At 43.7% G+C, this 24,691-nt stretch carries 26 protein-coding genes; 2 read left to right on the top strand and 24 right to left on the bottom strand.

What is annotated here, in order from left to right; genetic code table 11:
- Positions 1-55 precede the first annotated feature (55 nt).
- Positions 56-985, bottom strand: a complete 930-nt coding sequence (locus RBB12_RS11800) for a dihydrodipicolinate synthase family protein (RefSeq protein WP_306014179.1) — start codon at positions 983-985, stop codon at positions 56-58.
- A gap of 489 nt (positions 986-1,474) precedes the next feature.
- On the opposite strand from RBB12_RS11800, the gene RBB12_RS11795 reads away from it, so the two are divergent.
- Positions 1,475-2,656, top strand: a complete 1,182-nt coding sequence (locus RBB12_RS11795; RefSeq protein ID WP_306014178.1) for a CynX/NimT family MFS transporter — start codon at positions 1,475-1,477, stop codon at positions 2,654-2,656.
- A 520-nt stretch (positions 2,657-3,176) separates the two neighbouring features.
- On the opposite strand, the gene RBB12_RS11790 is transcribed toward RBB12_RS11795, so the two are convergent.
- The 10 genes from RBB12_RS11790 to RBB12_RS11745 all read right to left on the bottom strand — a co-directional run bounded on the left by RBB12_RS11790 (position 3,177) and on the right by RBB12_RS11745 (position 12,241).
- Positions 3,177-5,027, bottom strand: a complete 1,851-nt coding sequence (locus RBB12_RS11790; RefSeq protein WP_306014177.1) for a SulP family inorganic anion transporter — start codon at positions 5,025-5,027, stop codon at positions 3,177-3,179.
- Between the two features lie 233 nt (positions 5,028-5,260).
- Positions 5,261-5,653 carry a hypothetical protein gene (locus RBB12_RS11785; RefSeq protein WP_293290772.1) on the bottom strand — a complete coding sequence of 131 codons (393 nt, stop codon included), beginning with the start codon at positions 5,651-5,653 and terminating at the stop codon, positions 5,261-5,263.
- On the bottom strand, positions 5,650-6,069 hold the full coding sequence (locus RBB12_RS11780; RefSeq protein ID WP_306014175.1) for a GreA/GreB family elongation factor: 420 nt from the start codon (positions 6,067-6,069) through the stop codon (positions 5,650-5,652). Before RBB12_RS11780 ends, RBB12_RS11785 begins: the two co-directional genes overlap by 4 nt.
- A gap of 78 nt (positions 6,070-6,147) precedes the next feature.
- Positions 6,148-7,440 carry a Glu/Leu/Phe/Val dehydrogenase gene (locus tag RBB12_RS11775; RefSeq protein WP_306014174.1) on the bottom strand — a complete coding sequence of 431 codons (1,293 nt, stop codon included), beginning with the start codon at positions 7,438-7,440 and terminating at the stop codon, positions 6,148-6,150.
- A gap of 223 nt (positions 7,441-7,663) precedes the next feature.
- The gene (locus RBB12_RS11770; protein ID WP_293290099.1) at positions 7,664-8,272 is read right to left on the bottom strand and encodes a hypothetical protein; all 609 of its coding nucleotides are present in this window, start codon (positions 8,270-8,272) and stop codon (positions 7,664-7,666) included.
- Positions 8,269-8,832 carry a GreA/GreB family elongation factor gene (locus tag RBB12_RS11765; protein ID WP_293290097.1) on the bottom strand — a complete coding sequence of 188 codons (564 nt, stop codon included), beginning with the start codon at positions 8,830-8,832 and terminating at the stop codon, positions 8,269-8,271. Before RBB12_RS11765 ends, RBB12_RS11770 begins: the two co-directional genes overlap by 4 nt.
- A 211-nt stretch (positions 8,833-9,043) precedes the next feature.
- Complete coding sequence (locus RBB12_RS11760; RefSeq protein ID WP_306014172.1) at positions 9,044-10,372, bottom strand: sigma-54-dependent transcriptional regulator; 1,329 nt, start codon at positions 10,370-10,372, stop codon at positions 9,044-9,046.
- Between the two features lie 5 nt (positions 10,373-10,377).
- Positions 10,378-11,463: a sensor histidine kinase gene (locus RBB12_RS11755; RefSeq protein WP_306014171.1), complete on the bottom strand. Its 1,086-nt coding sequence runs from the start codon at positions 11,461-11,463 to the stop codon at positions 10,378-10,380.
- Positions 11,464-11,765: 302 nt separating this feature from the next.
- Positions 11,766-11,918 (bottom strand): 5-formyltetrahydrofolate cyclo-ligase, encoded by a 153-nt coding sequence (locus tag RBB12_RS11750; protein ID WP_306014170.1) that lies wholly within the window; start codon positions 11,916-11,918, stop codon positions 11,766-11,768.
- A 140-nt stretch (positions 11,919-12,058) separates the two neighbouring features.
- A complete protein-coding gene (locus RBB12_RS11745; protein WP_306014169.1) occupies positions 12,059-12,241 on the bottom strand; it encodes a hypothetical protein in 183 nt (60 codons plus the stop codon).
- Between the two features lie 192 nt (positions 12,242-12,433).
- Between RBB12_RS11745 and RBB12_RS11740 the strand changes: the two genes are divergently transcribed.
- Entirely contained in the window at positions 12,434-12,739 is a 306-nt protein-coding gene (locus tag RBB12_RS11740) for a hypothetical protein (protein WP_293290087.1), read from the top strand.
- Positions 12,740-13,123: 384 nt separating this feature from the next.
- Here RBB12_RS11740 and RBB12_RS11735 read toward each other — a convergent pair whose 3' ends face one another.
- The 13 genes from RBB12_RS11735 to RBB12_RS11675 form a co-directional block, all read right to left on the bottom strand.
- Positions 13,124-13,921 (bottom strand): DUF4138 domain-containing protein, encoded by a 798-nt coding sequence (locus RBB12_RS11735; RefSeq protein ID WP_293290086.1) that lies wholly within the window; start codon positions 13,919-13,921, stop codon positions 13,124-13,126.
- Between the two features lie 10 nt (positions 13,922-13,931).
- Positions 13,932-14,864 carry a conjugative transposon protein TraM gene (traM, locus tag RBB12_RS11730; RefSeq protein ID WP_293290085.1) on the bottom strand — a complete coding sequence of 311 codons (933 nt, stop codon included), beginning with the start codon at positions 14,862-14,864 and terminating at the stop codon, positions 13,932-13,934.
- Positions 14,845-15,471, bottom strand: a complete 627-nt coding sequence (locus RBB12_RS11725) for a conjugal transfer protein TraK (RefSeq protein ID WP_293290084.1) — start codon at positions 15,469-15,471, stop codon at positions 14,845-14,847. The genes traM and RBB12_RS11725 overlap by 20 nt, the downstream gene beginning before the upstream one ends.
- A gap of 12 nt (positions 15,472-15,483) precedes the next feature.
- Positions 15,484-16,323, bottom strand: a complete 840-nt coding sequence (locus RBB12_RS11720) for a hypothetical protein (RefSeq protein WP_293290083.1) — start codon at positions 16,321-16,323, stop codon at positions 15,484-15,486.
- Positions 16,323-16,928 (bottom strand): conjugal transfer protein, encoded by a 606-nt coding sequence (locus tag RBB12_RS11715; protein ID WP_293290082.1) that lies wholly within the window; start codon positions 16,926-16,928, stop codon positions 16,323-16,325. Before RBB12_RS11715 ends, RBB12_RS11720 begins: the two co-directional genes overlap by 1 nt.
- On the bottom strand, positions 16,925-19,336 hold the full coding sequence (locus RBB12_RS11710) for a TraG family conjugative transposon ATPase (protein WP_306014168.1): 2,412 nt from the start codon (positions 19,334-19,336) through the stop codon (positions 16,925-16,927). Before RBB12_RS11710 ends, RBB12_RS11715 begins: the two co-directional genes overlap by 4 nt.
- A complete protein-coding gene (locus RBB12_RS11705) occupies positions 19,329-19,607 on the bottom strand; it encodes a hypothetical protein (protein ID WP_306014166.1) in 279 nt (92 codons plus the stop codon). Before RBB12_RS11705 ends, RBB12_RS11710 begins: the two co-directional genes overlap by 8 nt.
- Positions 19,607-19,894 carry a hypothetical protein gene (locus tag RBB12_RS11700; protein WP_293290079.1) on the bottom strand — a complete coding sequence of 96 codons (288 nt, stop codon included), beginning with the start codon at positions 19,892-19,894 and terminating at the stop codon, positions 19,607-19,609. The genes RBB12_RS11705 and RBB12_RS11700 overlap by 1 nt, the downstream gene beginning before the upstream one ends.
- A gap of 341 nt (positions 19,895-20,235) precedes the next feature.
- On the bottom strand, positions 20,236-20,898 hold the full coding sequence (locus RBB12_RS11695) for an ATPase (RefSeq protein WP_293290078.1): 663 nt from the start codon (positions 20,896-20,898) through the stop codon (positions 20,236-20,238).
- On the bottom strand, positions 20,895-21,434 hold the full coding sequence (locus tag RBB12_RS11690; RefSeq protein WP_293290077.1) for a hypothetical protein: 540 nt from the start codon (positions 21,432-21,434) through the stop codon (positions 20,895-20,897). Before RBB12_RS11690 ends, RBB12_RS11695 begins: the two co-directional genes overlap by 4 nt.
- 4 nt (positions 21,435-21,438) lie before the next feature.
- Complete coding sequence (locus tag RBB12_RS11685) at positions 21,439-21,717, bottom strand: helix-turn-helix domain-containing protein (RefSeq protein ID WP_293290076.1); 279 nt, start codon at positions 21,715-21,717, stop codon at positions 21,439-21,441.
- 400 nt (positions 21,718-22,117) lie between these two features.
- Positions 22,118-22,498, bottom strand: coding sequence for a hypothetical protein (locus RBB12_RS11680; protein WP_293290075.1), 381 nt, complete (start codon positions 22,496-22,498; stop codon positions 22,118-22,120).
- A 206-nt stretch (positions 22,499-22,704) separates the two neighbouring features.
- The gene (locus RBB12_RS11675) at positions 22,705-24,381 is read right to left on the bottom strand and encodes a WG repeat-containing protein (RefSeq protein ID WP_293290074.1); all 1,677 of its coding nucleotides are present in this window, start codon (positions 24,379-24,381) and stop codon (positions 22,705-22,707) included.
- Positions 24,382-24,691 lie beyond the last annotated feature (310 nt).

Below are 24,691 nucleotides of genomic sequence, written 5' to 3'. Positions count from 1 at the left end.
ATGAGCAAATATATATAATTATTTGTATTATGTATTACATAATAATTTAAAATCTTTAAATGCGTTTGTCTGAATCCCTATGACATGGCTCAGGAAAATACTCAGAAATCCCTTCTTTTTTGAACAGTTTAAAAGCTTTTAGCAATTCGTCATCATTAAAGGTTCTATGCGGAAAGCGGCTAGGACCCATATCCAGTCCCAGATGTCTCATAAAGCTTTTTCCCCCACCGTGATATCCTCCCATGGTTTCCAATATCTGCACAAATCGGATAGCCTTCCCCTGAAGCTGCTTGGCAGCATCCACATTTCCTTGGGAATTGTATTTGGCCACATCATGATAAAGTGGTGCCAAATGGTTATAGGTACTGCCTACCCAGCCCTGGGACCCGACCAATAGACTGTCAACATACTTTTCGTCAATACCAAAAAACATGTCTACAGTATCACCACCCTTCTCCATGCATTGTTTAAAATCTTCCAGATTATCCTCGGTATATTTTATCCCTGCGAAATTGGGAATACGCTTCTTGGCCGTATCAAGGAATGCCAACATGGGAAGGTTCACCCTTGTAAGTACGGGAATATGATAGTAATAAAAAGGTATGTCCGGAGCCGCACTGGCAATTTCTGCGCAATAGTGTACAAGTTCATCCACGGTCTTCGGGCGAAAATAAAAAGGGGGAAGGGCTGCAGTTGCATCCACCATATCAGCACTGTGCAGGGCCAATTCTTGGGCCTCCCTCAGGTTGGTATGCCCGACATGGTTTATGACATAAAACCCCTGCTCCCTTAAAGCGGTCCATGCCTCAATCAATTTCATTCGTTCCGAAGTACTTAAAGAAACAAAGTCCCCAGTGGAACCATTGACAAATGCTCCCGATACTCCGTTGGACATTAAATAGCGGCCATATTCCACAATAACATCCGTGTTAAGCAACCCGTTGGTATGCATCGGTGCATACGTTGCTGCAATGATTCCTTTCATAATTGTATTATGTATTACATAACAAAGTAATTGTTTTTTTTTTAATTATTCAAATATTTGAGCAAAATATGTCTGTCCATATTTTCAAATGGCTTCACATATCCGATTCTTGCATTGGTCAAATAAATGGTTTGCAGACGCAATATTCCTGTACAGTCAATGCACCTAACTTAAGGATAGCAAAGGAAACTACAGTAATGAAAGCAGGTTGGTCAACCACAATGACATGCCCATCCTCTTAGAAACCCCCGTCCTATTTTGGAACTGCCCCGATTGCAATCCATGCCATATGGTCTGCAGCCGACTACCCAAGAAAGTTATCACTCCATAAGCAGTTATTGTTAATATGTATGACATAATTAAATTGACTTTTCGTAGGTCAACTGCCAAAATTAACGGTACTTTGCCCGAGAGTTATTCTCGTTGCACGTTAATGGCCAATAACATCGTATCCAATAGGACAAACTACTTCAGGGCATATCCAAAAGCATGAAAAAGACCCATTTATGGAAACCAGGGAATATGCTACTGCTCGCAGGCATACTGTTGATCGCTATGAATCTTCGACCTGCACTGGCCAGTGTGGGTCCATTGGTATCCGATATTCAAGCATCCACAGGTCTTTCCAACGGACTTTTAGGCCTTTTGACCACCCTTCCTTTGATTGCTTTTGGTATTATTTCGACTTTGACCCCCTTGGTTACAAGAAGACTAGGTATGGGATGGACCTTGTTTTTGGCAATGGCCCTATTGACCTTGGGTATCGTCATAAGATCGTTCGGTCCCATTTTTACGCTCTACTTTGGCACCTTGCTCATCGGAGTAGCCATTTCTTTTGGGAATGTAATGCTACCAAGTCTTACAAAGCGAAATTTCTCAGAAAACTCGGGTTTGATCACCAGTCTTTATTCGAGTGTTATGGCCATTGGTGCCGCCTTGGCAGCAGGCTTAAGCGTTCCCTTGGCCCAGCAGCATAATCTTGGATGGCAAGGCTCTCTGGCCGTATGGGCCGTTTGTGCTTTCCTTGCTGTTTTACTTTGGCTCCCTCAAGTCACTCGACTTAAACGAACTCCACCCAGCAATAATCGCCCAACAGGTCCAAAAACATTATTAAGATCCAAGCTGGCCTGGCAAGTAGCCTTGTTTATGGGACTGCAATCACTAACCTTTTATGTAATCCTGGCGTGGCTACCATCCATCATTCAAGATAGGGGTCACGGTGCCAACTATGCTGGATGGATGCTTTCGCTATCGCAAGCTACGGGCATATTGGGATCTCTATTGATTCCCGTACTGGCCGGTCGGCGGAGGGACCAACGATCCATCGTGCTTTTGTTGGCCGGCATAGAAGTAATCGGCCTGGTAGGACTTATTGTTCCCTCGCTGGGACTGGTTTGGCTATGGGTGTCCTTGATCGGATTTGTGCTGGGCGGTACCTTCGGACTGTCCTTACTCTTTTTGGTACTTCGCTCACGGGATTCAGATGAAGCCACCTCCCTTTCCGGAATGGCACAATCCATAGGATATATCATTGCAGCCACAGGCCCATCCCTATTTGGGGCTATCATAGACATTATAGGTAGCTGGACCCCCGCCTTGGCCGTCCTATTTGTAATAGCTGCACTGAAATTTTTTATGGGTATGGGTGCTGCAAAACCCGGCAAAGTATAGTGGTATCCTACCCATCGAATTATTCCAACCATGTCATCATACTCGCTTAGATGTCCCATTCGTTTGATACACCCTCGAACTCGTTCGTCCTTTTGTTACAGTGGTAGGCCTTTTCCTATTGATTGACGTTTAAAGCTGTTGAACGGATGGCTTCACCAATGTATTCCGCCTTAGCTACTTTCATTGTTGGATGAAGCGATAAACGCAGCTAACCAGTTTTATTGGATAAATCCCGAGTGCTGACTTCATTTATCAACTGCGTTGACAAAGTAAGTTCACTACATTGAGTTTCTTGGGGAAATCCGCCAATATAATGTCCAGAACTTTTATTGTTTCCTAAAATATGCTGACAAAGATCTGCATTGGGATTACCAATTTACCCTAGCTCAATTGCACCTGCACCAAACTGATTCAATCAGCCAATATAAATGTATCCTATTCCTTATTGTTCCCAATCCATATACCCATGAACAGCCGCCTGGCAAAATCGACACTGTTTTTATGTATTCTTTACATTCCCTTATAACTTTTTGATATACGAGGTACACTGCTCAAATGTTTCAAAAATTTGGGACTCTGGTATAAGCGAAGGTATCAGGTTGACCCGCTCCATCATGTATCGCGGCTGTTCCAACACATGGACCAAAAGCACATGGGTGCCTGCTTTTCGAAGTGCAATCAAGACATCTTCAAGTGTATAGAGACCAGACTGATCAAGGTACTGCATGCGGTCCATTCGGATTACAACGATAGATGCCGTTTTAGGGATTTGCTGGGCCAATTGTTGAAAATCATTGGTGGAACCAAAGAACAAAGGCCCTTTTAGATGCTTGATAAAGACATTCTGTTTGAGTTCATCTGTAAAATCAGCTTCATCCGCCCAACCCTTTTCTTCCTTTAATGTCTTAACATCGGACCTTTGGGCGGTCAAATCTCCCATCTTTTTCATGAACATGAGTGATGCGATTACCAGACCTATCCCAACGGCATACACCAAGTTCCAAATAGAAGACAAGATCATAACGACCAACATGATTATCACCTCAGAACTTACCCTGAATGGACCAAACTTAACGTCCCTCGGCAGATGTGGTATGGCCCTTAGACCCTTATAATCGATCACCCCTATCCCTACCGTTACCAAAATACCGGCTAAAACCGCTGCAGGTATCTTGGATGCCACTGGTCCCAATGCCAATAGTACTACCAACAATAGTATGCCTGCTACCATTCCTGATAACCTGGTCTTACCGCCTGCATTGATGTTGACAACGGTACGTATTGTGGCACCTGCGCCCGGAATGCCACCAAAAACTGCTGCAACGCTGTTTCCTATTCCCTGCCCAATCAATTCCTTATTGGGCTTATGCTGGGTCTTAGTCATATTGTCCGCGACCACAGAAGTCAACAGAGAATCGATTGCTCCTAAAAGGGCTAAGGTAAAGGCAGTAAAAATATAAGGCGTAACAGAACTCAACTTAAAAGATCCAAACATTTCCAAATGTGGTATAGGAAATCCACTTGGAATCTCTTGGATGGGTCTATACTCCCAACCGAATCCGTAAGCGACCCCGGAAACGACGACTAATGCCACCAAGGCACTTGGAATCTTGGTCGTGATTCTTTTGAACCCATAAATAATGGCAATGGTGGCCAAGGCCAAGGCCAGTTCCAACCAATCAATCCGTTGCAATGCCCTTGGCAATACCCTAATGGTACCTATAACCCCGGAGGCATCCTTATTCGCCAAGGTCTTTGCCTCCTTTAAAATATGTTCTTCGGACACCTCCCCTGCTCTGGCAATGGTTTCATGGAAATCTTCAAGTACAAGAATTCCTTCCTTTGATTCTTCTTGAAGAATGTTCTTAAGAATTATCTCTTCCGCCTCGGGCCTATATTGATCTACAAATTCGACGTCGTCATTTGGATAGTAGCCTATGGAAGGTAATAACTGGGTTACCAGAATAATGATCCCAATAGCTGTCATAAAACCTGAAACTACTGGATAAGGGATATATCGGATGTATCTGCCAAGCCCTGCAATACCCAACAAGATCTGCAGAAGTCCGGCCAAAAGAAACACCATCAAAATAGCTGGAAGCGCCCTCTCAAGATCACCATCGTTCATGGCGACAATACTGGCAACCACCACCATGGTCACAGCGGTCATTGGTGCGGTCGGACCCGAAATTTGGGTATGGGTACCCCCGAAAAGCGCCGCAAAAAAGCTGATAAAAATGGCTCCATAAAGTCCAGCACTAGGCCCCAGCCCCGAACTGACCCCAAAAGCCAATGCTAAGGGCAGGGCCACAATCCCCGCTGTGATACCTCCAAATACGTCTCCTCTAAAATTGGAAAAAAAATTCTTCATTGTAGATCTTATAATTGTTCAATGCTGTCCCTTTGGGACGACGGATTCCATACTATTAAATAGATGAACTTGAATTAAGCCTGATGACAACGTCTTCCTCACTTGCTATTATTGGTTACTACATTGACTGTTCGCTGTTATGTATGTTGCATTATGCCGTGGCAATTCCTTTAACCATATAAAAGTCAGTTAGAAAACAAAAAGGGCCATTGTCTCGGCCCTATTTTGATGTTTTACTTGCCAAAGCGTTCTAAAATCTTGGTAAGCAGCAGCAACTTCAACTGGTTGTATCCTTTTAAGTGATTCATATAACCATCCCTGTTTTTCTCATGCGTATTAAGATAATAGGCATCACATTCCATGGTATCGCATTCTATCGCGTTGGCCATGTTCCGTTCATAACGATACAGGTTTGCCAACCGCAGTTGATTCTCTCTTTGGAGGACCAAAAGTCTTTGATGGAGCGAAGGGTTCCCCAATAACCGTTTTTCCAAAGGAACCAGATATTGTAATTCCTCGTTAATCCATTCCATAGTTTCAGTCCAGTTGGTGATTTCCAACTTATCCTTTTTACTGATAATTCGGCTTACGGATTCGTGAAAGTGGGGCCTACCGACTGATTTCATAGCACCATATTTAAATTCAAGGACTCATTTTCCTGTTCAATATCCTCAATGGTCAGCCTCTGACTACCAGATGGAAATTCCCAAACGATGGAATCCCCGTTGGCGTATCCCATGACCGCGGCCCCCATTGGGGTCAATATCGATATGCAATTGTTTCTGACATCGCTTTTTGCGGGCAATACCAGTTTGAACTTCTTATGCCAACCCGTTTCGGAGACAATGGTAACATTGGAATTGAACCGTATCACATCATCTGGCATTTTATCTTCATCCAGGATCTTGGCACCTTCCAATTCATCCATTAATTTTTTAACAGATTTTCTCCAAGCATTGTCCTTATGGTACCCCGAGAGGTTCAACAGGCGTTTTAAAAGAACATATTCCCTTTTTTCAATCAACAAGCTCCCGTATTTCATTTCATTTCATTTTAGTTTAAATCATTTCTTCTTTTGGACACTCCATTCGAGATATCCTTTTTTGGTTACGATAGTTCCTTATGGAAAAATGCCACGCTGAACATAAGTCTCCTCCAAACGCTCAATGGCTATTACAAATGCGGCAGTCCGCATGTCGATATGCTGCGTCTTGGTTTTGTGTGCAACCTTGGTGAACGATTCCCTCATTTTTCTTTCCAAACGTTCCAACACCTCATCAATACTCCAAATTTCACCGTTACGGTTTTGCAACCATTCAAAATAGCTTCCGATTACACCACCTGCATTACAAAGAATATCCGGTATGATATCGATGCCTCGCCCCAAGAGTATTTCCTCTGCCTTAACATCGGTTGGTCCATTGGCCCCTTCGGCAATCAGACTCGCCTTTATCAAAGGGGCATTGTCCACGGTAATCTGATTACCCAATGCTGCAGGGATGCAGATATCACATTCCAATCCAAAGAATTCCGAATTGTCAATACTGCTTGCTCCGGAGAACCCCGTAATACTTCCTTTATTGGCCTTGGCATAATCCAAGAGTGATTCTGGACAAATCCCTCCTTCATTGCGAATGCTACCATAGGCATCCTGTACGGCCGTAAGGAGCGCCCCTTCCTTGACAAGAAAATGGGCCGCCCAATAGCCTACATTTCCAAATCCCTGTACAATGAACTTCTTGTTTTTTAATTCCAGTTTTTTGTGTTCGGCCCAAAATTTAATGGTAAGGAAAACACCGTAGCCCGTTGCGCGGTCCCTACCTTCGGAACCACCGGCGCCTATAGGTTTTCCCGTTACTACATGGAGGTTTTTCGATCGTTCATTAGGGGATTTGGTCGACATGTAGGTATCCAAGATCCACGCCATGGTTTGGGAATTGGTATTTACATCAGGGGCAGGTATGTCCAACTCTGGCCCAATATTATCACCAAGCGCATAGGTGAACCTCCTAGTGATTCGTTGCAGCTCATCCTGGGAATACTTGGTGGGGTCCAATTGTATACCACCCTTAGCCCCACCATAGGGCAACCCTGCCAAGGAGGTCTTCCAGGTCATCCACATGGCCAAGGCCCTCGCGGCATCAATGTCTACAGTTGGGTGGTACCGTAATCCACCCTTATAGGGACCCAAGGCATTATTGTGCTGTACCCTATAGCCGGTAAAAATCTCTACCTCCCCATCATCCATTCGTACCGGAAAGTGTACCACCAGTTCATTGTTGGTGACTTCCAATATTTTTCTAATGTTTGGATTGAGCCCGATAATATCAGCCGCATTGTTGAACTGACGCATCACATTGTCCAACATCCCTTGTTTGGACGGTCTTTTCTTTTTTGTTAACACTGTTGTCATATTAAAATAGTTAGTGGTATGTCGTATACCTTTTGTTGTTAATTCATTTCATCCGATATCACTATCGCAGGCAACTTACTTTCTTCAAGATAATGTTGGTATTCGTTACATATCGTAGTGTGCGTTCTTTCTTTGCTCAATGAACAGTACGATCTATGAATACAGGTAGAGCATATGCTTCTTAAAAATTCATTCATGGGACATTTGTTTTAGTTTCATTCAATTAACGAATAGGATATAATGTCTTAATGGGCTGAAAAACCAACATTAAGATGGACACCGCGATAACAATCAAAAAACCGACCTCCAAATTGGACAACATCATATTGACCTTCAGTGATTTTTCAGAAAGCTTTGTCAATTGTCCACTTTCTTCCAATTGAATCTCTTCTAAGGAATCCAAGGTTTTTTTGATACCGTCAATTTGGATTATAAGCTGTTCTTTGTCATTGATATATCCAGTATTTGTAATATGTACATCTGAAGGTGTTAACCCAATGAATTGTTCTCGCAAACGCCTCAAGAATTCCGCTTCTTCCCTTGTGAGATCTGTGCTGGCGAAATCATCGAGGATACTACCGATTTCTCCTTCAGTATCGATTAAGAATGTTCCGTTTTCAACCACTTCCAATTCACTCTCGTGAAGGATGTTTCTCAATTGATAGATGAAGTTTTGAGCCACCACCCGGTCATCATGAATCGAGGCTACCGCATGCTGAATCGTGGAAAAGTGGCGCCGGTCCACTAAATTAGTCGCCAATACCAATAAAAATGCCACGGCGAGTACAAGACCTGCCAGTATACGTTGCTTAATTGAAAGTTTTGCACTCATATGCCTTTTCCTTTTATTGTTCTTATCGATCGGTTACATTGGTCATCAGTACTGCCCCTCGTCTCCTTACTTCCAACCACCCTCTCCAAGCTTTGACCTGGTTTTGAGGAATCGGAATGTATTTCCCCGTTAGCTTCCACATTGGTCGTTACCACAATTTGGTCCACCTCCACTATACGAAATATAGTGGCGTGTCCAGGGATACCGTAAATCAGGGTATCGCCCTTTGATAGTCCAATAATCGAACAACCCATGGCACCAACCACCGAATACTTTCCCTTTTCCCTATCGGCATCCTTGGGTGGAACTAACTGAAATGTATGCTTAGCTCCTGTCGAACTTTCTAGGGTCACATGGGTATGTAATCTTACTACATCATCTGGCATACTATTCTCATCCACGACAACCGCGTGTTGTATGTTCTCGACCAATTGTGCCAACAGCTCGCCGTGGATATAGTCTTCCAAGCCTAATGATTGCTCCAAATACCCTTTGATCGTCAAAAACTCATTGCTCTCCAGGAGAAGGCTTCCTAATCTGCATGGGTGTCCTGCCATCATTTTGTATTATATTTATCACGATGGAGAAAATAACACTCCATACCGGTTAATACATTGTGCCAAACCAGAAGGCAAATGATGTACCCTAATTACTAAAAGAGCTTACTTATTTTTTAAACACCTGATAATCAGATATTTATTTGTTGAACAAAAAATGGACTGAAAATTGGGTTTGGGTAGATTTTACCCAATTGGTCAAGATTCGACCAATTCAATCAAGCTTGTCGCGAAGTGTTTTTCTATTGATCTGCAATATTTCAGCTGCCTTACTTTTATTCCCCTTAGTATGGGCCAAGACTCGTTGTATATATTGCTTTTCCATTTCCCTTAAAGGGATGAGCTCTTCCTCGGGAAACTCAATTTCATATTTTAAAAAATCAGGTAAATCCTTGACGCCCACAGGGCCATCGGCCATGATGACCGCTCGTTGAATTACATTTTCAAGTTCTCTTATGTTTCCAGGCCATGGATAACGCTCCAATATACCGAGGGCGTCCGGTTCGATGCGCAACAAACGGTCCTTGTATTCTATCCCATACTTTTGTAGAAACCTGTCCGCCAGTAATGAAATGTCCGATCTTCGTTTTCGAAGCGGGGGCACCATAATCTCTACCACAGTCAATCGATAGTAAAGGTCTTCCCTAAAGTTTTTATTTTTGATTTCCTCCTTGAGGTCCAGATTGGTGGCTGCCACAACGCGTAGATTTATTTTTTCCACCGTTCTGGAACCGACCTTGGTAATTTCCTTTTCCTGCAATGCCCTTAATAATTTGGTCTGCACATCCCAACAAGCTTCCCCAATTTCATCTAGAAAGAGGGTTCCTCCATCGGCTGCCTGAAAAAATCCATTACGGTTTTGTTCTGCGCCGGTAAAAGCACCTTTGGCATAACCGAATAATTCAGCTTCCTGTAGGTTCTCCGGTATGGCTCCGCAGTTTACTGCAATAAATGGCCCCTTACTAAATTTTCCACCATAATGAATGGCTCTTGCCACCAATTCCTTCCCAGTTCCACTTTCTCCCTGAATTAAAACCGTTGCCTGGTTATTCGTTACCCTATCAATAACCGAAAGCACTTGCTTAAAGGCCTCTGAATTCCCCACCATGCCATTGAACTCTTCATTATGCTTCTTGACCGGGGGCCTCACAGCTAAAGTTTGGCGGTGTTTCCCTTCCGACAAAGCCTTTTTAACTGCTGTTTTGAGTTCTTCTTTCGTAAACGGCTTGGTAATATAGTCCATGGCTCCCGATCGAAGTACCTCTAAAGCTCCATCAACGGAAGGATAGCCCGTGAGTACAAGTTTTGGCATGTTTGGATAACGTTCATTGGCATACTTCAACAATTGTATTCCGTCCACTACGGGCATTTGGATGTCCGTGATCAATAGATCTATCGATGCATCCTTTAAAATAAATAAAGCTTCCTTTACCGAAATTGCTTTAAACACATGGTAATCAAGTGTCCTGAGCATCCTGGTCAACAATTCCAAAATCTTGATATCATCATCTACAATAAGAATGTTCTCTCTGTTCAAGGGCATATCCGTTATTTTGGAAACTCTAAGGTAAAAATAGTACCTTTTGGCGTATTGGGCCTATGGGTTATGGTTCCTTTATAGCTTTTGATGATGCCGTGGACAACGCTAAGCCCTAGTCCTGTTCCTTCCCCGATGGGTTTGGTGGTGTAAAACGGCTCAAAAACTTTGTTTTCCTGACCCGGTTCAATACCCTTTCCATAGTCGACAATATGAACGATCACCTTTTCCCTACTATCGAGTAATTCCAGTTTGATTTCACCACCCACGGGCGAATAATAGGCTGCATTCATGATCAGGTTAAACATGACCTGTGTCAATTGCACAGCATTGGCCCTTATCCTTAAGTCTTCTTTGGTAAAGGATTTTACCACGGTCAATCCCTTTTCCCGAAGTGACGGCCCCATAAGGCGTATGACACTATCAACGATTCTTTTAAGTTCGACCTGCTCCATTTGCTGAGGCATTTCACAGGTGAAGAACATCAATTTTTTTACGATTTCCCGGCTGAAGATGGCATTGTCCATAATTGTTTGTAAATCCCGCCTTGTCCCCGGGTCCTTAGCCTCATCCAATAGCAATTCCGCAAACCCTAGGATATTGGCCAAGGGAGTGTTCAATTCATGGGCAATACCCGCCGTTATCTCTCCCATAATATGCAAACGGTCATTTCTTTCCATTTGCCTTTTGGTTTCCTGTTCGCTGTCATGGATATGTTTTCGTTCCAAAAGATTCCCTACGGCCAGGCATACATTCTTTAGTAGTGTGCTTTCCTCTGGAAGGAAATCCTTTGGACTGTAGTCTGATGCGGGATACCCGACTGTAATGGTCCCTGCACTCTTATTGAACACCAAGACTTCACTGGACAAACATACCATTTGCCTATCAAATCCGCTCGTCCGGACATCATATCTTCCAATGGAAATCTCACACTCCGCGGCCACCTCGTATTGCCATCCTCTTTTTAAACAATAGGCTATGGCTTCCAAAGAGGTATACAATTCATCATATCCTGAATTTACGATGATGGAGGTAACCTCATATAGGCAGGTCAACTCCTTTACTCGTTCCTTTAGCTTGTGATCGGTGTTTTTCATAACATTTAATAATAAAACAATAAAGGTAATTGGTTCTATGGCAAGCTTGACCAGATACTAAATAATACCGTATAAAGGGTTTTCCATTTCAAAAGTATTACCCTTCATACCGACCAAGATTTTATTGTGGACTGAAGTCAAACCATATCCAGAATTTGTTGTTTCAACAATTTGGCATCTTGGTGTTGTAAAATGCCTCCTTGAAACCATTTTATCCGAAAAAAATGCACCAAAACGATACTATTGGAAATATCAAGTTGTTCAAATCGAGCCTTATGTAATTCCCTAGGAACCCATCCTAATTACTGAAAAAGGTAAAATACGCCAATTTTAATGGTATTGGGATGTTGTATCATAAAACTATCGTAATAACCCTCACCGTAACCAATTCGATATCCGTCTGCATCATAGGCCAAACCTGGAACTAATATCATATCATAGTTTTGATGAAACAAATTCCCCCGGCAGGATATTTGGTTCAACAAACCCCGTCATTCAATTCTTGTAAGGACCCTAGGATTAAATTCTTGAACCTTCTATTAGGCAGTGTCTTTGGCACCACGACAACTAGTCTATTTTTGAGACAACATTCTATCTAAGGATTGATATCACTTTCCGATTCCATGGGAATATAGGAAGGCACTGTTTTGACCTCAGTGTTTACGATCTTTTCCCAGAGAAATTCACAAATCCAATTGTCATAGTGCTTCTTGTTCAATTCCGGGAAACGGTTTCGTTTACGCAACATATCCTTTCTAATCCGTTCTTTCTTAACCATTATGGGAATTGAAATGATTACATGCTTATTTAAGACAACAATATCCTAAAAATATAAATTCTACATATATTTAAGTCCGTTGGACAAATTAAAGAACGCTTACTTTAATCCCATCCTTTATCCAATTTTAGAAAATGATAAAAAAAAAACTATGATGAACCCTACTGATCCTTGGTACAACAAATAGATTCCATGAAGATATCGCTAGCGGAAATTTTTGTTCAAACACCTAACAAAACCACCTATTCCAAGGAGGAGCTTTGGGTATTGGATATCAAAAAAGACTTCATCGAACGTTTGGAGAACTATTACGGATTGGTCCATATCCAGGATAGCTCTGAAGATAAAAATGTATGCTATGCCAATAGCAGTGCTATTCGATTTGAATATAAATGGATGTTTACAAAAAAGGATGTCATCGCCTATCTCCTCCACCAACTAAAACAGGACTCGTTTCAAATGGAAGCGGATGAAGTGATTTTTTCAAAATCGCATTGATTCATGTCGGACTTGGCTTTAATAAGAAAATTGAACCTGAACTGAACTAATAGTAAAAATAGCCCCCTATGCACGCAGCGCTATCGGACTACGGCTTTATTAATGATTCAAAGGAGGCTATCATCGTGTATGAATACTTTAAGGTTAAGAGAACCGATAACGGCAGATATTATGTAGACTAGTTGAATATCATACCAAATCGTACGGTATTTTGGGTGTGGTCACGATACTTGAACTTTACCGTTTCATTTTGGCAATCTTTGATGTCATTTTAATGTTTATGGCCTTGAATACTTGGTAATCGTGAAGCATATGCAATCATACCACAAAAACAAACCAATTTATTTATGCATTTAAAGAGGAAGAAGTGTAGTTTCCAACCCATTACTTCCAAGACAACTTCACTTTCCTTCCCCCATTTCGTTCCTTTAGTTCCAGGACCCATTTTTCATTATCCCCCAATACATATTTGGGAAGTACGTACACGAAACTCTGGCTCGACCTATGCAAAACGGAATTTGGCATTTTATACTTGTATAGGATATTTGCCGGCAACAGCTGGGAGGAAGCTTTACGTTTTAGATTTCCATTGACCAGGTTTATCTCTAGATAGTCGATATCAAAATTGATTCCCGAACTGTTCGTTAGTTCGATCACCAAGTACAATTCGGAAGTATTGTAGACCACATGCTGCAACCGTAGCTGGATTCCCTTTTTTCGTTTTGTGGCGATGGTTCCATGGGCCGATTCGAGCAAGCGTTGGCATGCCCTATCAAAGTAAGCTGTTCTGTCCTTTGGGGAAGACAGGGTATCTTTGTCGCTCTTCTGTATTTCCCTGTCCGGCCTTTCTTTCCCGATACTTTCGTCGGTATCCAAAAAGTAGTTCATTTTGGGGAGTCGGTCGGCATATTTCAAAATAAAGGAATATACCCTACCATCCTGGGTAACGGTCAACAAGTTACTTTCCCTTCCAGGTGTTGCCTGCAACAATCCAAAATACTGACCATGTTCCCGATTATAGGTAAACACAAAATTCGAAGCCCCTACAATACTTTGACGAATGGGGTTCGGAAAGAACAGGGCCACATTTTTATGTTCATTGGCATAGATGGTATCCCGTACTTCTTGTGCGTTCAATTGACGGGCAAGTAACATTAACGACAGTAGTATAGTAATTCTCATAAAATAGGTTTTAGTGTCCCTTTGGGAGCTTTAATACCAGTTGATAATTGTCCATAAGGGTGACTTTGACGTTACGGTTGTCCCTTTGTAAAAGTGATTTGATTCCCCGCACTTGCGGCATGCCCCCAATATTGATGCCCCCGATGGCATCCGCTGTGATTTCCCTTGTAGCCTCTGCCCGAAACGTATTCATCACATATATTCCTTCATTACCGTCCTGAAGGTCATAGGCTACCACATCAATAGGTTTATGGGCCATGCGGTCTATGGTAATGATGGCCCTATTGGGTTTAAAGCTGACAAATCCATAGAAAGGCGTATTCTTGGATAGTCTACTTCCATGAACAACGGCATCTTCCATCAGCCGCATCCGTAACCTGGTATGTTGCCGAACCGTTTGGGTCCCATCGACCCGAACCCGAACCAACGTATCGGTACGCCCATTAATCTCTGGTTCCACCACAGGATTGGATGCAAAGAACAATTGCTGTTGCAAGGCCATTTCTTGAGTGGCTACAGGGTCTTCCAGCACCACTGCCCCATCGATGTCTTCACCGCTCTCTTTCGCATTGTCCACGGGAACTTCCATTTGGGGCACCTTGGAATACGCCTCCCCGTAATTTCGAGATCGATAAATGCTATCAATGATGCGCTGTTTTTCATATTCCATATAATCAGGGTTGAAATACCCCTTCTCGTCCACCATATGTTCCGGATAAAGGGGTGGGGCCGTAACCTTTCGTTCTTCCTTAAGGGCATCCAAGGCCTCGAGTTTGGACTCGTACTCCATAGTGTTTCCCTCCAGTTCGGGCAAAGGGATTTGATTCGGTTCCAGGGCCGAGGGCTCATCCTCTCCAAAGGTCCATAAGCTGTATACTGTCATAAACAGGACCACAGAGACCACAACCAAGACAAAGACGATCTTATTTTTCTGTAGTTTCATTTGCTTCTATTTTACGTAAGGAGTTTTCAAAAAAATCGGTGATCAACAACCCGTGAGGGTTATGGGGAAAATTGCGTTCTACGACAATCAATTTTCCCGTAGTAATTAGTTCATAGGTATCGGTGACCTCACCCCGGATAATGTGGAACACCGTGCGTGTCCTAAACTCATGGACCTCTTTCCCTAGGGTGATTTCGGACTGCACTGCTTCCACTTGTTGGACCAGGGAATATTGTAAAAGCCGATTGTACAGGCCTTCTGATTTCTTTTGACGGTACAGGTTGCCCACGGAGGCATTGCCCAACCAGAGGGCCCTTTCCATGTTCCGTTCAAAACTTCCGGCGTCCAAATCGTAGAACCAGCGATGGAACTGTTCCAGATGCGCCAGGGCTTCCACTTCCAGATGCTCCCGCCCATAGTCCCAACGTAAGGGAAGTACCGCACCCTGGTCACTGACCATAAAGGCATTGGCCATGGCCTGTCGATGCGTGCTAACGACCAACACCATGGATACGACACAGACCATACCTGAAACCAGGACTACCGTCAATACCACGAGGCGGTTCAAACGCAATTGCTGTTGTATGTGCTTAAAGGGAGTTTTCATAACTATCTAATATTAACCGGTGAACAAGCGAAGGGTAAAACTGCTGGCCTTGCGGTATAGCTTGAACTTGAGCAATACGATAAAACCGATGGACCCCAGTTCAATGACCGGGGCAAAGAATTCCCCGCCCCAGTCCGTACCGAAGAGACTGCCCCAAAAATGGGTGGTGATCTCGGTGTAGAGATTATTGACAAAGACATTGACCAAGAAAAAGGCCGGTACCATCATATAGACCCCGGCATAGAGCTTGAAATAGGTGTAGGCCAGGCTACGGAACTTCTCAAATACCGACAGCGCAATCACCAAGGGAAAAAATGCCTGCATGATACCCAAGAGAAAATACCGTTCTGCCAAAAAGAGCGGGTAGATAAATATGTCCAATAACCAAAGGACCAGACCGACCACAAAGGCAAACAGCTTTAATCCGTACAAGGGTGTCACCAAGGCCTCGTACAACAGGGCCATGGCTTTTTTGGCGGCTTCCAGGGCACCCACATCCCGTTCCAGGTCCACATCCTGCAGCTGTAAAGGGAGGAGTGCCGGAGCCGTGTCCCGGTATTGGGATTCAATGGCGACCAAAATACCATCAAAGACCCCTAAGACCTCGGTGGAAAAGAGCACCAAAAGCACGATCAAGAAATTCTTGGCCAGTTCCGTTGGTGTCAGTCCCCAGGTATGTCCATCGGTGGTGGCGATGCCCTCATTGTATTTTTTAAGGATATTGACCAAGAACAGGAATACCGCCAAGGCTTTCATCCCTACCATGGTATATTGTGAAAAATCACTGTCCTTGATGGTCTGAAAGACCGCATCCACATATTCCAATCCTATGCCCAAGAAATATCCCATCATCAATATTTTTCTTCCCGATGATTGATGATGTCCTGCATCCTGCGAAAAGAAATGATCTCACGATAGCGTCGGGTCTTGACCTCCAGTTCCGCCACCATTTCCCGGGACGCTTCTTTCTTCTCCATCAAAATAGCGGTGCGCTCCGCATCGGTCATCTTCAAAAAATCACTGGAAAGCACCTGATTGACAAAATCAAGGTCATCGATGGCGGTATCCATGATCTGCTCAAAGGACTTGGATATTTGCTCGACCTCCGATGCCCTGATATACGGGGAATTCAGGATATCACGAAGGTCTTGCTGCACCGTTCTAAACAAAAGCTCGTTGTTCCGCACCAATTCCCTGACCGCCTTCAACTGCTTGATGGTCGTATTCACCTTCACGATATTGTCCTTTTGTTCCTTCAGGAACGCAACGGTCTTCAATAGTTCCGAGGTCTGTTTGGCGGACTCCACCAAAGACTTGGTCATACTGATAAAGTTCGTATTGTCATATACCGGCATCCCCTGGCTGGCAGCGCCTGCTGGCAATAATAGGCTAGCGGTTAGGGCCATGACCAAGGTCAGAGCTTTTTGCTTGATGGCTTGTAGCTTTGTTGTCTTCATAGGGTTTCTTTTTTAAGTTGAATAAATGCTTTGATGGCTTGCTCCATATCCTGCGTCCCTTCATAAAGTTGAATGATTTCGGTGCTTTCTGTCCCGTCGGTCAGATAAGCGGCATGGACCTCGGGAGGGACCTCCAAACGGTAAACATTGCTCTCCTTTCCGATCTTGATAAAGATTTCGGTGTATTTCCGTTCCCCCGACAACTGGTTGCGGATGGACTTGAGCTGGTTCAGGTCATGACCGCTCAGGTTGAACCTGTCCTTTAAGGCTTTGTAGCCCTTTTCGTTTCTCAGGCTGTAGATGATCTGTGTGTTTTCCAGTATACTTGCGGAAGTCGCATTCTCCGGTAACTGGTTAATGGATTGAAGGACAATCCCAATGGCCCCGTTCTGTTTCCGTATGGCCTGATAATAGAACTCCACGCTCTCCAAAACCTTGGGAAATTTCAATTGCTTGGCAAACTCATCAAAAAGAATCAGGCCCCTCTCAGATCGGTTCCGCCAAATGGTCCGTTGGATGGCCGACTTGATAAGTTTGAGCATCACCGAGAGAATCTCCTTATTGTCCCTGACCTCGTCCAACTCAAAAACGATCAAGCGCTTGTCCTCCAAACGGTAGGACCGGTCACCATCCTCATGGAAGAGAAAGCTGTAGAGCCCGTTCCCCACATACTCCGAAAGAATGAGCAAAAACGAATAGACATTAAAATCATCTTCCGACACTTGAAGTTCGCTCAACAACCGGTCCTTGTGATCATCCACAAATTGGTAAAGGGTATCCAGGGAATGGCCATGCCCGACCTGTTGATAATAGTGTAACAGCACCTTTTTAAGGGCCACCTCCTTGGATTTGGTCACATGGCTTTCGGCCAAGAGCTCCAAAAGGAACTGGGCCAGGTCCTCCAAACGTTCAGGTGTCAGGTCCGCTTGACCATTGATATAAAGGGGATTGATGCCCAGGTTCTTTCCATGTTCATAGCGCAGCAGGATATGATCGTCCGGATAGAGCTGGGCAAATTTGGCATAGGAGCCCCCTAGGTCGATGATGACCAATCGGACACCGGATTCGAAAAACTGACGCAGCACATGGTTCGCCAAAAAGGATTTTCCTTCCCCAGTGGGGGCAAAGATGGCAAAGTTTCGGGCCTTGACCCGTTTCTTATCGGCATCCCAAACATCCTTGAGTACAGGAATATTGCATTGGCGGTCATTGAAGAGCACCCCGGAAACGTCCGACCGATAATTGGTGCTATTGATGTAAAGGCAAAGGGCGTGCTTCAGGTCGGTCACAAAAAGGTCTTCATTGGAAAAATTGGACGCATGGCAGGGATAGGCGTTCAAAAAATAATGTTTCCGCTCTTCCCTGCTGGGTTGATAGGGACGAATGTCCAGCTCCTTGAACTTGGTCTTGATTTGGGAGGCCACTCCTTTCAAGCGCTCTCGCTCTGGATGCCAAAATAACACGTTAAGGTGCCCCCTGATGATTCGTGCCGTATCATCGGTATTGATCTGGGCAAGGGTCTCTTGGATCTTTCCAAGGACAACTTTGTTCTGGGTTCCAAAATTGGAGCTTTTGGATAGCTCCTCGATTTTCTTCTCCAAGGTTCTACGCCATTGGTGGGTATCGTCCAGATAAAGGATATGGTTGACCATATGGTTTTCGGTCAGGTCCAGCCCCAAGCCATCCAAAAATCCCTGATGGAAAACAAACTCATCGGAACTCAACCGATCATGGGGCCTGCTGCTTTGTACGCCACCCTTAAAGCATCCCTCACTGTTCACTGCCATCATATCAAAAAAATGGTCCCCGATCTCAATATCCCCCTTGTTCCATTGGATAGCCGTATCATGATCCACATTAAAGCCATTGAAATAGCTATGGGTATGATTCAGGATGGCATCCGTATACATGGGGTTTATGGTGACCTTCTTGGAGTGGTTGATATAGGTCACCGCATCGGTAACGGCCGTTAGGAATTCGGCCACCTGAACATCCAATTTGCGATAGTACCCCTTTTCCGTTCTCCGAAAGGGATTGACATATTTAGCTGCCTGTAGGGTCCTGTCCAGGGGAAGGACAAAAAAGAGGTAGGAGCTATGGACCAGATGCTCCCTGCCATGAAAATAGGTATAGGTTGCCCGCTGCAAGAAGGTATCCCGTGGAAGCCCTTCCGCATCAAATCCCTTTTGTTGGTACAGGTCCTGCTTGTGGATGACCGTACCGACCGGCAGCGACTTGAAGGCATGGAACCATAGGGTATGCATCTCCTCAAAATCGGCTTCCGAAAGGGCGTAGATCTCAGGTAGTTCAACTTGATAACAAAGTACTACATTACCATTGTTCGCAAAGACCACATGGTTCTGGATATCGAGAATGGGGTGATGGGACTGGAGATTGATCTTAGCCATGGTTGAGCGGACTTAGGTTCTTGTTACTGATGGTATGGGGAAACGGGCTTGGACCGAACCATCGGAAAGGTCTTTTGACCCACTGGCCCAATGCCCCATAAAGTAGGACATTGAACAACAGCAGGCCCACGATGACACTGAGTCGAAAGCTAAAGATGATGATCATCAGGGAGCCGATGACCGCCACCATCTGCAGGGCGAAGAAGGCCATGGGCAATCCTAATATCATGGCCCGCTTCCGAATATGGGTATAGACGCTGTAGCTTTTCATTAGACCACGATTCCAATGAGATAGGTAAAGATGCCCACAACGGCCCCCGCGATCAGCACAAAGACCAGTACCCGGGTGATGCCTTTTTTAAGGTCCGAGTTCTCCCCAAAAAAATGGCCCGCATTAAAGAGAAAGCCCACCAGGAAAATAACGCCCAGTATGATGGGAAAAATAGCCCGGATGGTATTGGAAATATCGTTGACGGAATCCTCGATACCTCCGATCTGGGCCAAGAGGGCACTGGAGGTCAAGAGCATCAAAAGGGTAAAGAAGAATGATTTTCGCATATCGTAAACGGTTTAGGATTTGACGTTTATTGACACTCGAAAAGTACTGGAAATACCCAATCAAAATACTGATATACAGCTATTTGTGAATAACATAATATATAGTGTAAAATGATGTGAAACGATAACATTTCACCTTAAGAAATAGGTGGATTGCCATCTGTATTGTTCATAACCCGAACAGCGTCCAAAATGAATTCATCGAAAAACGTCATTTTCCGGAATGGGCAACTGAGAAGTTGATCAAATCAAATAACGATATGGATGAATTCAAGTAACTGTTCCTTGCAGCTAAAGCAAAGGGAATGTGATCACAAATCGGATTTCTTGAGTAGGATAAGCTATGTTCTTTTGTCGATGCTTTTGGCATCGAAGGCCACCAAATTGAACAGTTGCCGCATACGGCTACGAACACGTTTCCCATAGCGTTCTTCAAGTTCCTTGGCATTCAGGTTGGTGGTACAATGGGTCCTTATATTGTGGTTGACAAAAAGGTCATAGCGGGATAGCAGTATCTCTCCCATGACATTACAGTCCTTGCCATAATGTCTGCCGATAGGTTCCACCCCAAGATCATCAAAACAATAGAATTGTCCGTTGCCATAATCTTCAATGAGCCGATAACCGACATGGTTGAAACCGAATACAATGTTCCGACTGGGTATGACCGCATAGGGCCGTTGATGGGGCACCAAATATTTCAACAGCCGCATTAGACTGGTCTTGCCACAACCCACTGGGCCGGTCAACAACAGTCCTTTTCTGGGGTCTATCCCTGCTTTCTTGCATTGGTCATAATCCCGGATCATGTAGTTGCACAGTTGGAACAGCACCCCCCTGTCCTCATCATAAATTTTGAAGGATTCACCGAACAACAGCTTCCCCTTGACCTCCAAATAGGCAAGCATCTTCTCAAAGTCATAAATAACCTGATGGCCCTGAAGCTCCCCGATACGATAGGTCGCGCTTCCTTCGGTGATGATATGTGGATAATCCAATTTCATAAGGGTTCCCCGTAGTCTTTATTTTCGGTGGTCTTCAGGTTGTCCTGAAATCGAACAACTCGAACAGGTTTGTTCTCATTTTGTAGTTCAAACGGGGTATTTCCCTTAAAATTTCCAGTGCTACCATGGTTTTTTAGGTTTTTAACTGTTTGTCTTGGTTTATATATACCTTTTAAGGGATGTTCACTACTTGTTCGATGATGAGCAGAGTAGCTGTCCGATACTTGTTCGGCACTTGTCCCAAAATCGAACAACTTGACCCTGCTCCCCTTAAGCGGGTTATGGGAGGGCTGGTAATGGATATAGCCCCAATGCTCCAATTGTCTGATACAACGATGGTAGGTAGAAGTGGACCCGATCTTGGAGAGTTGCATCACTTCGGCCCTATTGATATAGAACGTTTCCCTGAAATAGCTGGCATTCCAAAAATGGAACAGGGTCATGTACATACTGACATGGCAGGCGTGCAAACGGTCGTCCTTGGCAAATTGCCCAAAGACCCCGTTCAGGTGCGAAATGTAATTGACGTCCGCCAAAGATCTAAAATCTCGGGTTGACCTTGTTCCGCTCCAACACCTCCATAATCTCCCGATGGTCATAGTACAATATCCCCCCAATCTTGGTAAAGGGCAGTGTCCCGTTGATCCGTAGGTTTTGCAGGGTCCCTGGGGATATGCCCAACAGGTCCCTCACTTCATTGGATTTGAGCCACTTTTTTGTTGCTTGCCCCGTTTGGTTTTCCAATAGTTCCTTAATATCCTCCAGAAGTTCGACTTTGAACTCCATCAGGTCTTCCGTGGTAATAATGGTCGCTCCCATAGTTTTTGAGTTTTAAAAAGGGCCACCCCATAGGTTTGAATCCATTTGATGGCCCTTCCACTGATTTGACTTTCACTACAAAACTCTACAAGCTATTTGGAATAAATTCCCAAGAGCATACCAACTTGGTAACGATTTTCTTGATATCACACTTGAATCCATTTAGGTTCATTTGGACTTTGATATAGTCTGAAAAACCAGAATAATTGGAAAAAGCAGGCAACAAAACCCCTAAAAACCAAAATTCCCAAGTTGGTACCAACTTGGGAAACGAAATGCCCTGCCACAAAACCATACTTTATATTGATCCGAAACCCTATTCCACCAATAGCCATCAAGTCCGTATGCCATATGATCAATTCAAGACCATTCTGTTGAAATGGGTCGATCAACCGGACGGCTATTCTTCGATACGATCAATCTGTGTGAACTCAAAAAAATGCGCGCATATATTTTCAGTTTCAAAGGTTTCGAAAGCATAGCCATCGAATACTACCCTGGCACCATTTTCTTTGAGCTCTTCGGGTAAATTACAGCCCCACAACAGACCTATGGTAAAGCCTTCAATAGTACCTTCATACTGAATCACATAAATAGTTTTGCAGGACAAAGGCTTGTCCGAATCGGGGGCTATCACAGTGCCTGTTCTATTGGAAACAGTCGCTATCACCCTTCTATTCTCCTCTTGAAAACATCTTGGCCGTAAGCCATCATCATTGGAACAGGCCGTCAAATAGCCCAAAACAAACACAATCAAAAAGAGCCATCGGATAGCAGGCATGGAAGACAGTTTTATTTAAATGTAAGGATTTAAACCCGATCTAGGTTTCATGAGTTGGACACATCAGTCTTTCGATATCAATGTCCCTTTAAGTACTACTGCTAAGTGAACAAGTCATCATAGCGCAATGAGTTTGCGATAAAAAGATTGCCCTACTTAGAAAGAAGGTCTGAGGCTTGCCGCGGTTGGTCTTGCCCTATTGGTATTTAATTGAATAGGTATCGAAATTTTTCTGCTATAAATTTCTCCGATATGTCCATATCAATACTGTTGGCCTTGATATCCGTAGCAAAATATGCTCCATTGTATTTTACAAATACGGTATCCAAAGGACGTCCTGTAACATAAGGCCATTCCCAATAGATTTCCTCATATTTAATTGGGTGCACTATGTTGTTTTTTCGGTCGATGGTACCAAATAGCCCGTCACGTTCCACCTTGATCAATGTTGGGTTATTGTAGATAATTTGGTCATACTCCGGTGGTACTGTGGTCTTCCCATCTCGATCGATAAGCCCATGTTTTCCATCCTTTACCACAAAATGTTCGTTTGGCCCATATTCCACCCAGTTCGAAATATAGTCATATTCAAAGGGTATGACGGTTTTCCCTTCTTTGGTGATCAACCCAAGTTTTCCATGTTGGCCTGCAATAAACCTGTTGTTTTTATCATAATAACACGGTCTGAGATAATCGTATTGGGGAGGGAGAACTTCTTTGCCCTCTTTGGTGTATAGACCAACGGCACCTTTTTTTTCCACGATCAAATATTCCATCCACCTATCCGAATAAATAAAATCGTTCTCCAGAGGGATGACCGCCCTGTTTTTTGAATCGATGACACCATAATTTCCATCACGCCGTACTATGGCGTAACTATGGCCATTGACCTCCTCAAACTTGCTTATGGAATCAAATATCACAGGTATCAATGGCGTTCCATTGTGGTCGGTCACACCAAATTTTCCATTGTCATCTTTTAAAATCAGTGTACCGATGGTTATGGAATCGTTCTTGAAATAATTTGGAGTTATGGTCCTATAGGTAATCGGCAATATTTCCTTTGCACTTGCGTCAAAAACCCCGTACAATCCATCAAATTTAAGCCTATATCGACCCAAGGGATACGGGAAGTTTTCTATGGTGTCATATTTTGGTGGTAGAACGAACTTTCCTTCTTGGTCTATCAGTCCAAACTTTGAGGAAGCCCTCACAATGGCCCTTTTGGAGCCATCAAATGCGTTGTACTTTTCAAAATGGCCAAAGGGAAGAATTGGTTCGAAGTTTGCATCGATATATCCGAACTTTCCTTCCATCTTTACCAAACATGGGCCATTCTCAAAATACGTGTAGTTGTTTTGGTCGTACTTTCCTTCTGTTATTTTATCATATTCGAAATCGGTCAACTGTTCTCCGTTGCAGGAAAAAAAGGCCCATTTTTTATCAAGCCTAAGGCCAACTAGACTGTCAATCCTATTGTAACGAGCACCATCATGTATGATTGGAACTATTGTTTGTCCAGACCTATCAATAAATCCCCATTTTCCATCCACTTTTGCCGATGCAATATCACATCTATAAAAATAACTTTCGTTATCGAGTCTATGCGGAATCATCAGGTTTCCGTTACGGTCCAAGAAACCCCACTTTCCATTTTTTTTGGCCGGTGCCAGACCATTTGAAAAGACCCCCAGATCTTCATATATGAAATCAATGAGTGTGTCCTGATGGATATTGATATAACCAGACTTTCCAGAGCTGTGCGCCAATATCATTCCCTCGGCGTCGATTGGATTTAAAAACTCGTACTTTCCTAGTGGAATCAAGGTATCCCCTCTAGTGTCCAGATAGCCCCAAGACCTGTCCTTATGAATTCTTGACAAAGATTGCTCTTTAGGTTCTGACTTTCCTTTAGGCTTACAACTGTGAATTACCGAAAGTAGAATGATAACAAGGAGAAAGACTCTCATTTTTCCATTTTAAATTTATTATTCGACTTTTAATCTCCCACTTTTCGAATATCCAGAAAACTCAGGGTCCACACTTTTTGGAAGTATTGCTTTCAGTTATAATAGCCTTGAATTGATCAATGGCATTTCTTTCGGTTTATTGGAATGCTGTGAAGATTATTTGTTTCTAAATACCGAAATGATTTACTGAAGTACAAATGCCAATGAGTATACCTATCATTTG

This window comes from Allomuricauda sp. MMSF_3307 (genome assembly GCF_030733585.1).
Lineage (GTDB): Bacteria > Bacteroidota > Bacteroidia > Flavobacteriales > Flavobacteriaceae > Flagellimonas.
Note: the sequence above shows the minus strand (reverse complement) of the source record. Positions and strands in the feature narration are given on the sequence as shown.

Bases quoted from the DNA above. Each gene is read 5' to 3' on its own strand.
- RBB12_RS11715 (WP_293290082.1), bottom strand. From the start codon at position 16,928: ATGAAGACAACAAAGCTACAAGCCATCAAGCAAAAAGCTCTGACCTTG.
- RBB12_RS11760 (WP_306014172.1), bottom strand. From the start codon at position 10,372: ATGCCCTTGAACAGAGAGAACATTCTTATTGTAGATGATGATATCAAG.
- RBB12_RS11780 (WP_306014175.1), bottom strand. From the start codon at position 6,069: ATGAAATACGGGAGCTTGTTGATTGAAAAAAGGGAATATGTTCTTTTA.
- RBB12_RS11800 (WP_306014179.1), bottom strand. From the start codon at position 985: ATGAAAGGAATCATTGCAGCAACGTATGCACCGATGCATACCAACGGG.
- RBB12_RS11685 (WP_293290076.1), bottom strand. From the start codon at position 21,717: ATGGGAGCGACCATTATTACCACGGAAGACCTGATGGAGTTCAAAGTC.
- RBB12_RS11745 (WP_306014169.1), bottom strand. From the start codon at position 12,241: ATGGTTAAGAAAGAACGGATTAGAAAGGATATGTTGCGTAAACGAAAC.
- RBB12_RS11795 (WP_306014178.1), top strand. From the start codon at position 1,475: ATGAAAAAGACCCATTTATGGAAACCAGGGAATATGCTACTGCTCGCA.
- RBB12_RS11700 (WP_293290079.1), bottom strand. From the start codon at position 19,894: ATGCGAAAATCATTCTTCTTTACCCTTTTGATGCTCTTGACCTCCAGT.
- RBB12_RS11785 (WP_293290772.1), bottom strand. From the start codon at position 5,653: ATGAAATCAGTCGGTAGGCCCCACTTTCACGAATCCGTAAGCCGAATT.
- RBB12_RS11680 (WP_293290075.1), bottom strand. From the start codon at position 22,498: ATGCCTGCTATCCGATGGCTCTTTTTGATTGTGTTTGTTTTGGGCTAT.
- traM (WP_293290085.1), bottom strand. From the start codon at position 14,864: ATGAAACTACAGAAAAATAAGATCGTCTTTGTCTTGGTTGTGGTCTCT.
- RBB12_RS11720 (WP_293290083.1), bottom strand. From the start codon at position 16,323: ATGATGGGATATTTCTTGGGCATAGGATTGGAATATGTGGATGCGGTC.
- RBB12_RS11705 (WP_306014166.1), bottom strand. From the start codon at position 19,607: ATGAAAAGCTACAGCGTCTATACCCATATTCGGAAGCGGGCCATGATA.
- RBB12_RS11695 (WP_293290078.1), bottom strand. From the start codon at position 20,898: ATGAAATTGGATTATCCACATATCATCACCGAAGGAAGCGCGACCTAT.
- RBB12_RS11765 (WP_293290097.1), bottom strand. From the start codon at position 8,832: ATGATGGCAGGACACCCATGCAGATTAGGAAGCCTTCTCCTGGAGAGC.
- RBB12_RS11725 (WP_293290084.1), bottom strand. From the start codon at position 15,471: ATGAAAACTCCCTTTAAGCACATACAACAGCAATTGCGTTTGAACCGC.
- RBB12_RS11755 (WP_306014171.1), bottom strand. From the start codon at position 11,463: ATGAAAAACACCGATCACAAGCTAAAGGAACGAGTAAAGGAGTTGACC.
- RBB12_RS11770 (WP_293290099.1), bottom strand. From the start codon at position 8,272: ATGAGTGCAAAACTTTCAATTAAGCAACGTATACTGGCAGGTCTTGTA.
- RBB12_RS11710 (WP_306014168.1), bottom strand. From the start codon at position 19,336: ATGGCTAAGATCAATCTCCAGTCCCATCACCCCATTCTCGATATCCAG.
- RBB12_RS11790 (WP_306014177.1), bottom strand. From the start codon at position 5,027: ATGAAGAATTTTTTTTCCAATTTTAGAGGAGACGTATTTGGAGGTATC.
- RBB12_RS11775 (WP_306014174.1), bottom strand. From the start codon at position 7,440: ATGACAACAGTGTTAACAAAAAAGAAAAGACCGTCCAAACAAGGGATG.
- RBB12_RS11735 (WP_293290086.1), bottom strand. From the start codon at position 13,921: ATGAGAATTACTATACTACTGTCGTTAATGTTACTTGCCCGTCAATTG.
- RBB12_RS11740 (WP_293290087.1), top strand. From the start codon at position 12,434: ATGAAGATATCGCTAGCGGAAATTTTTGTTCAAACACCTAACAAAACC.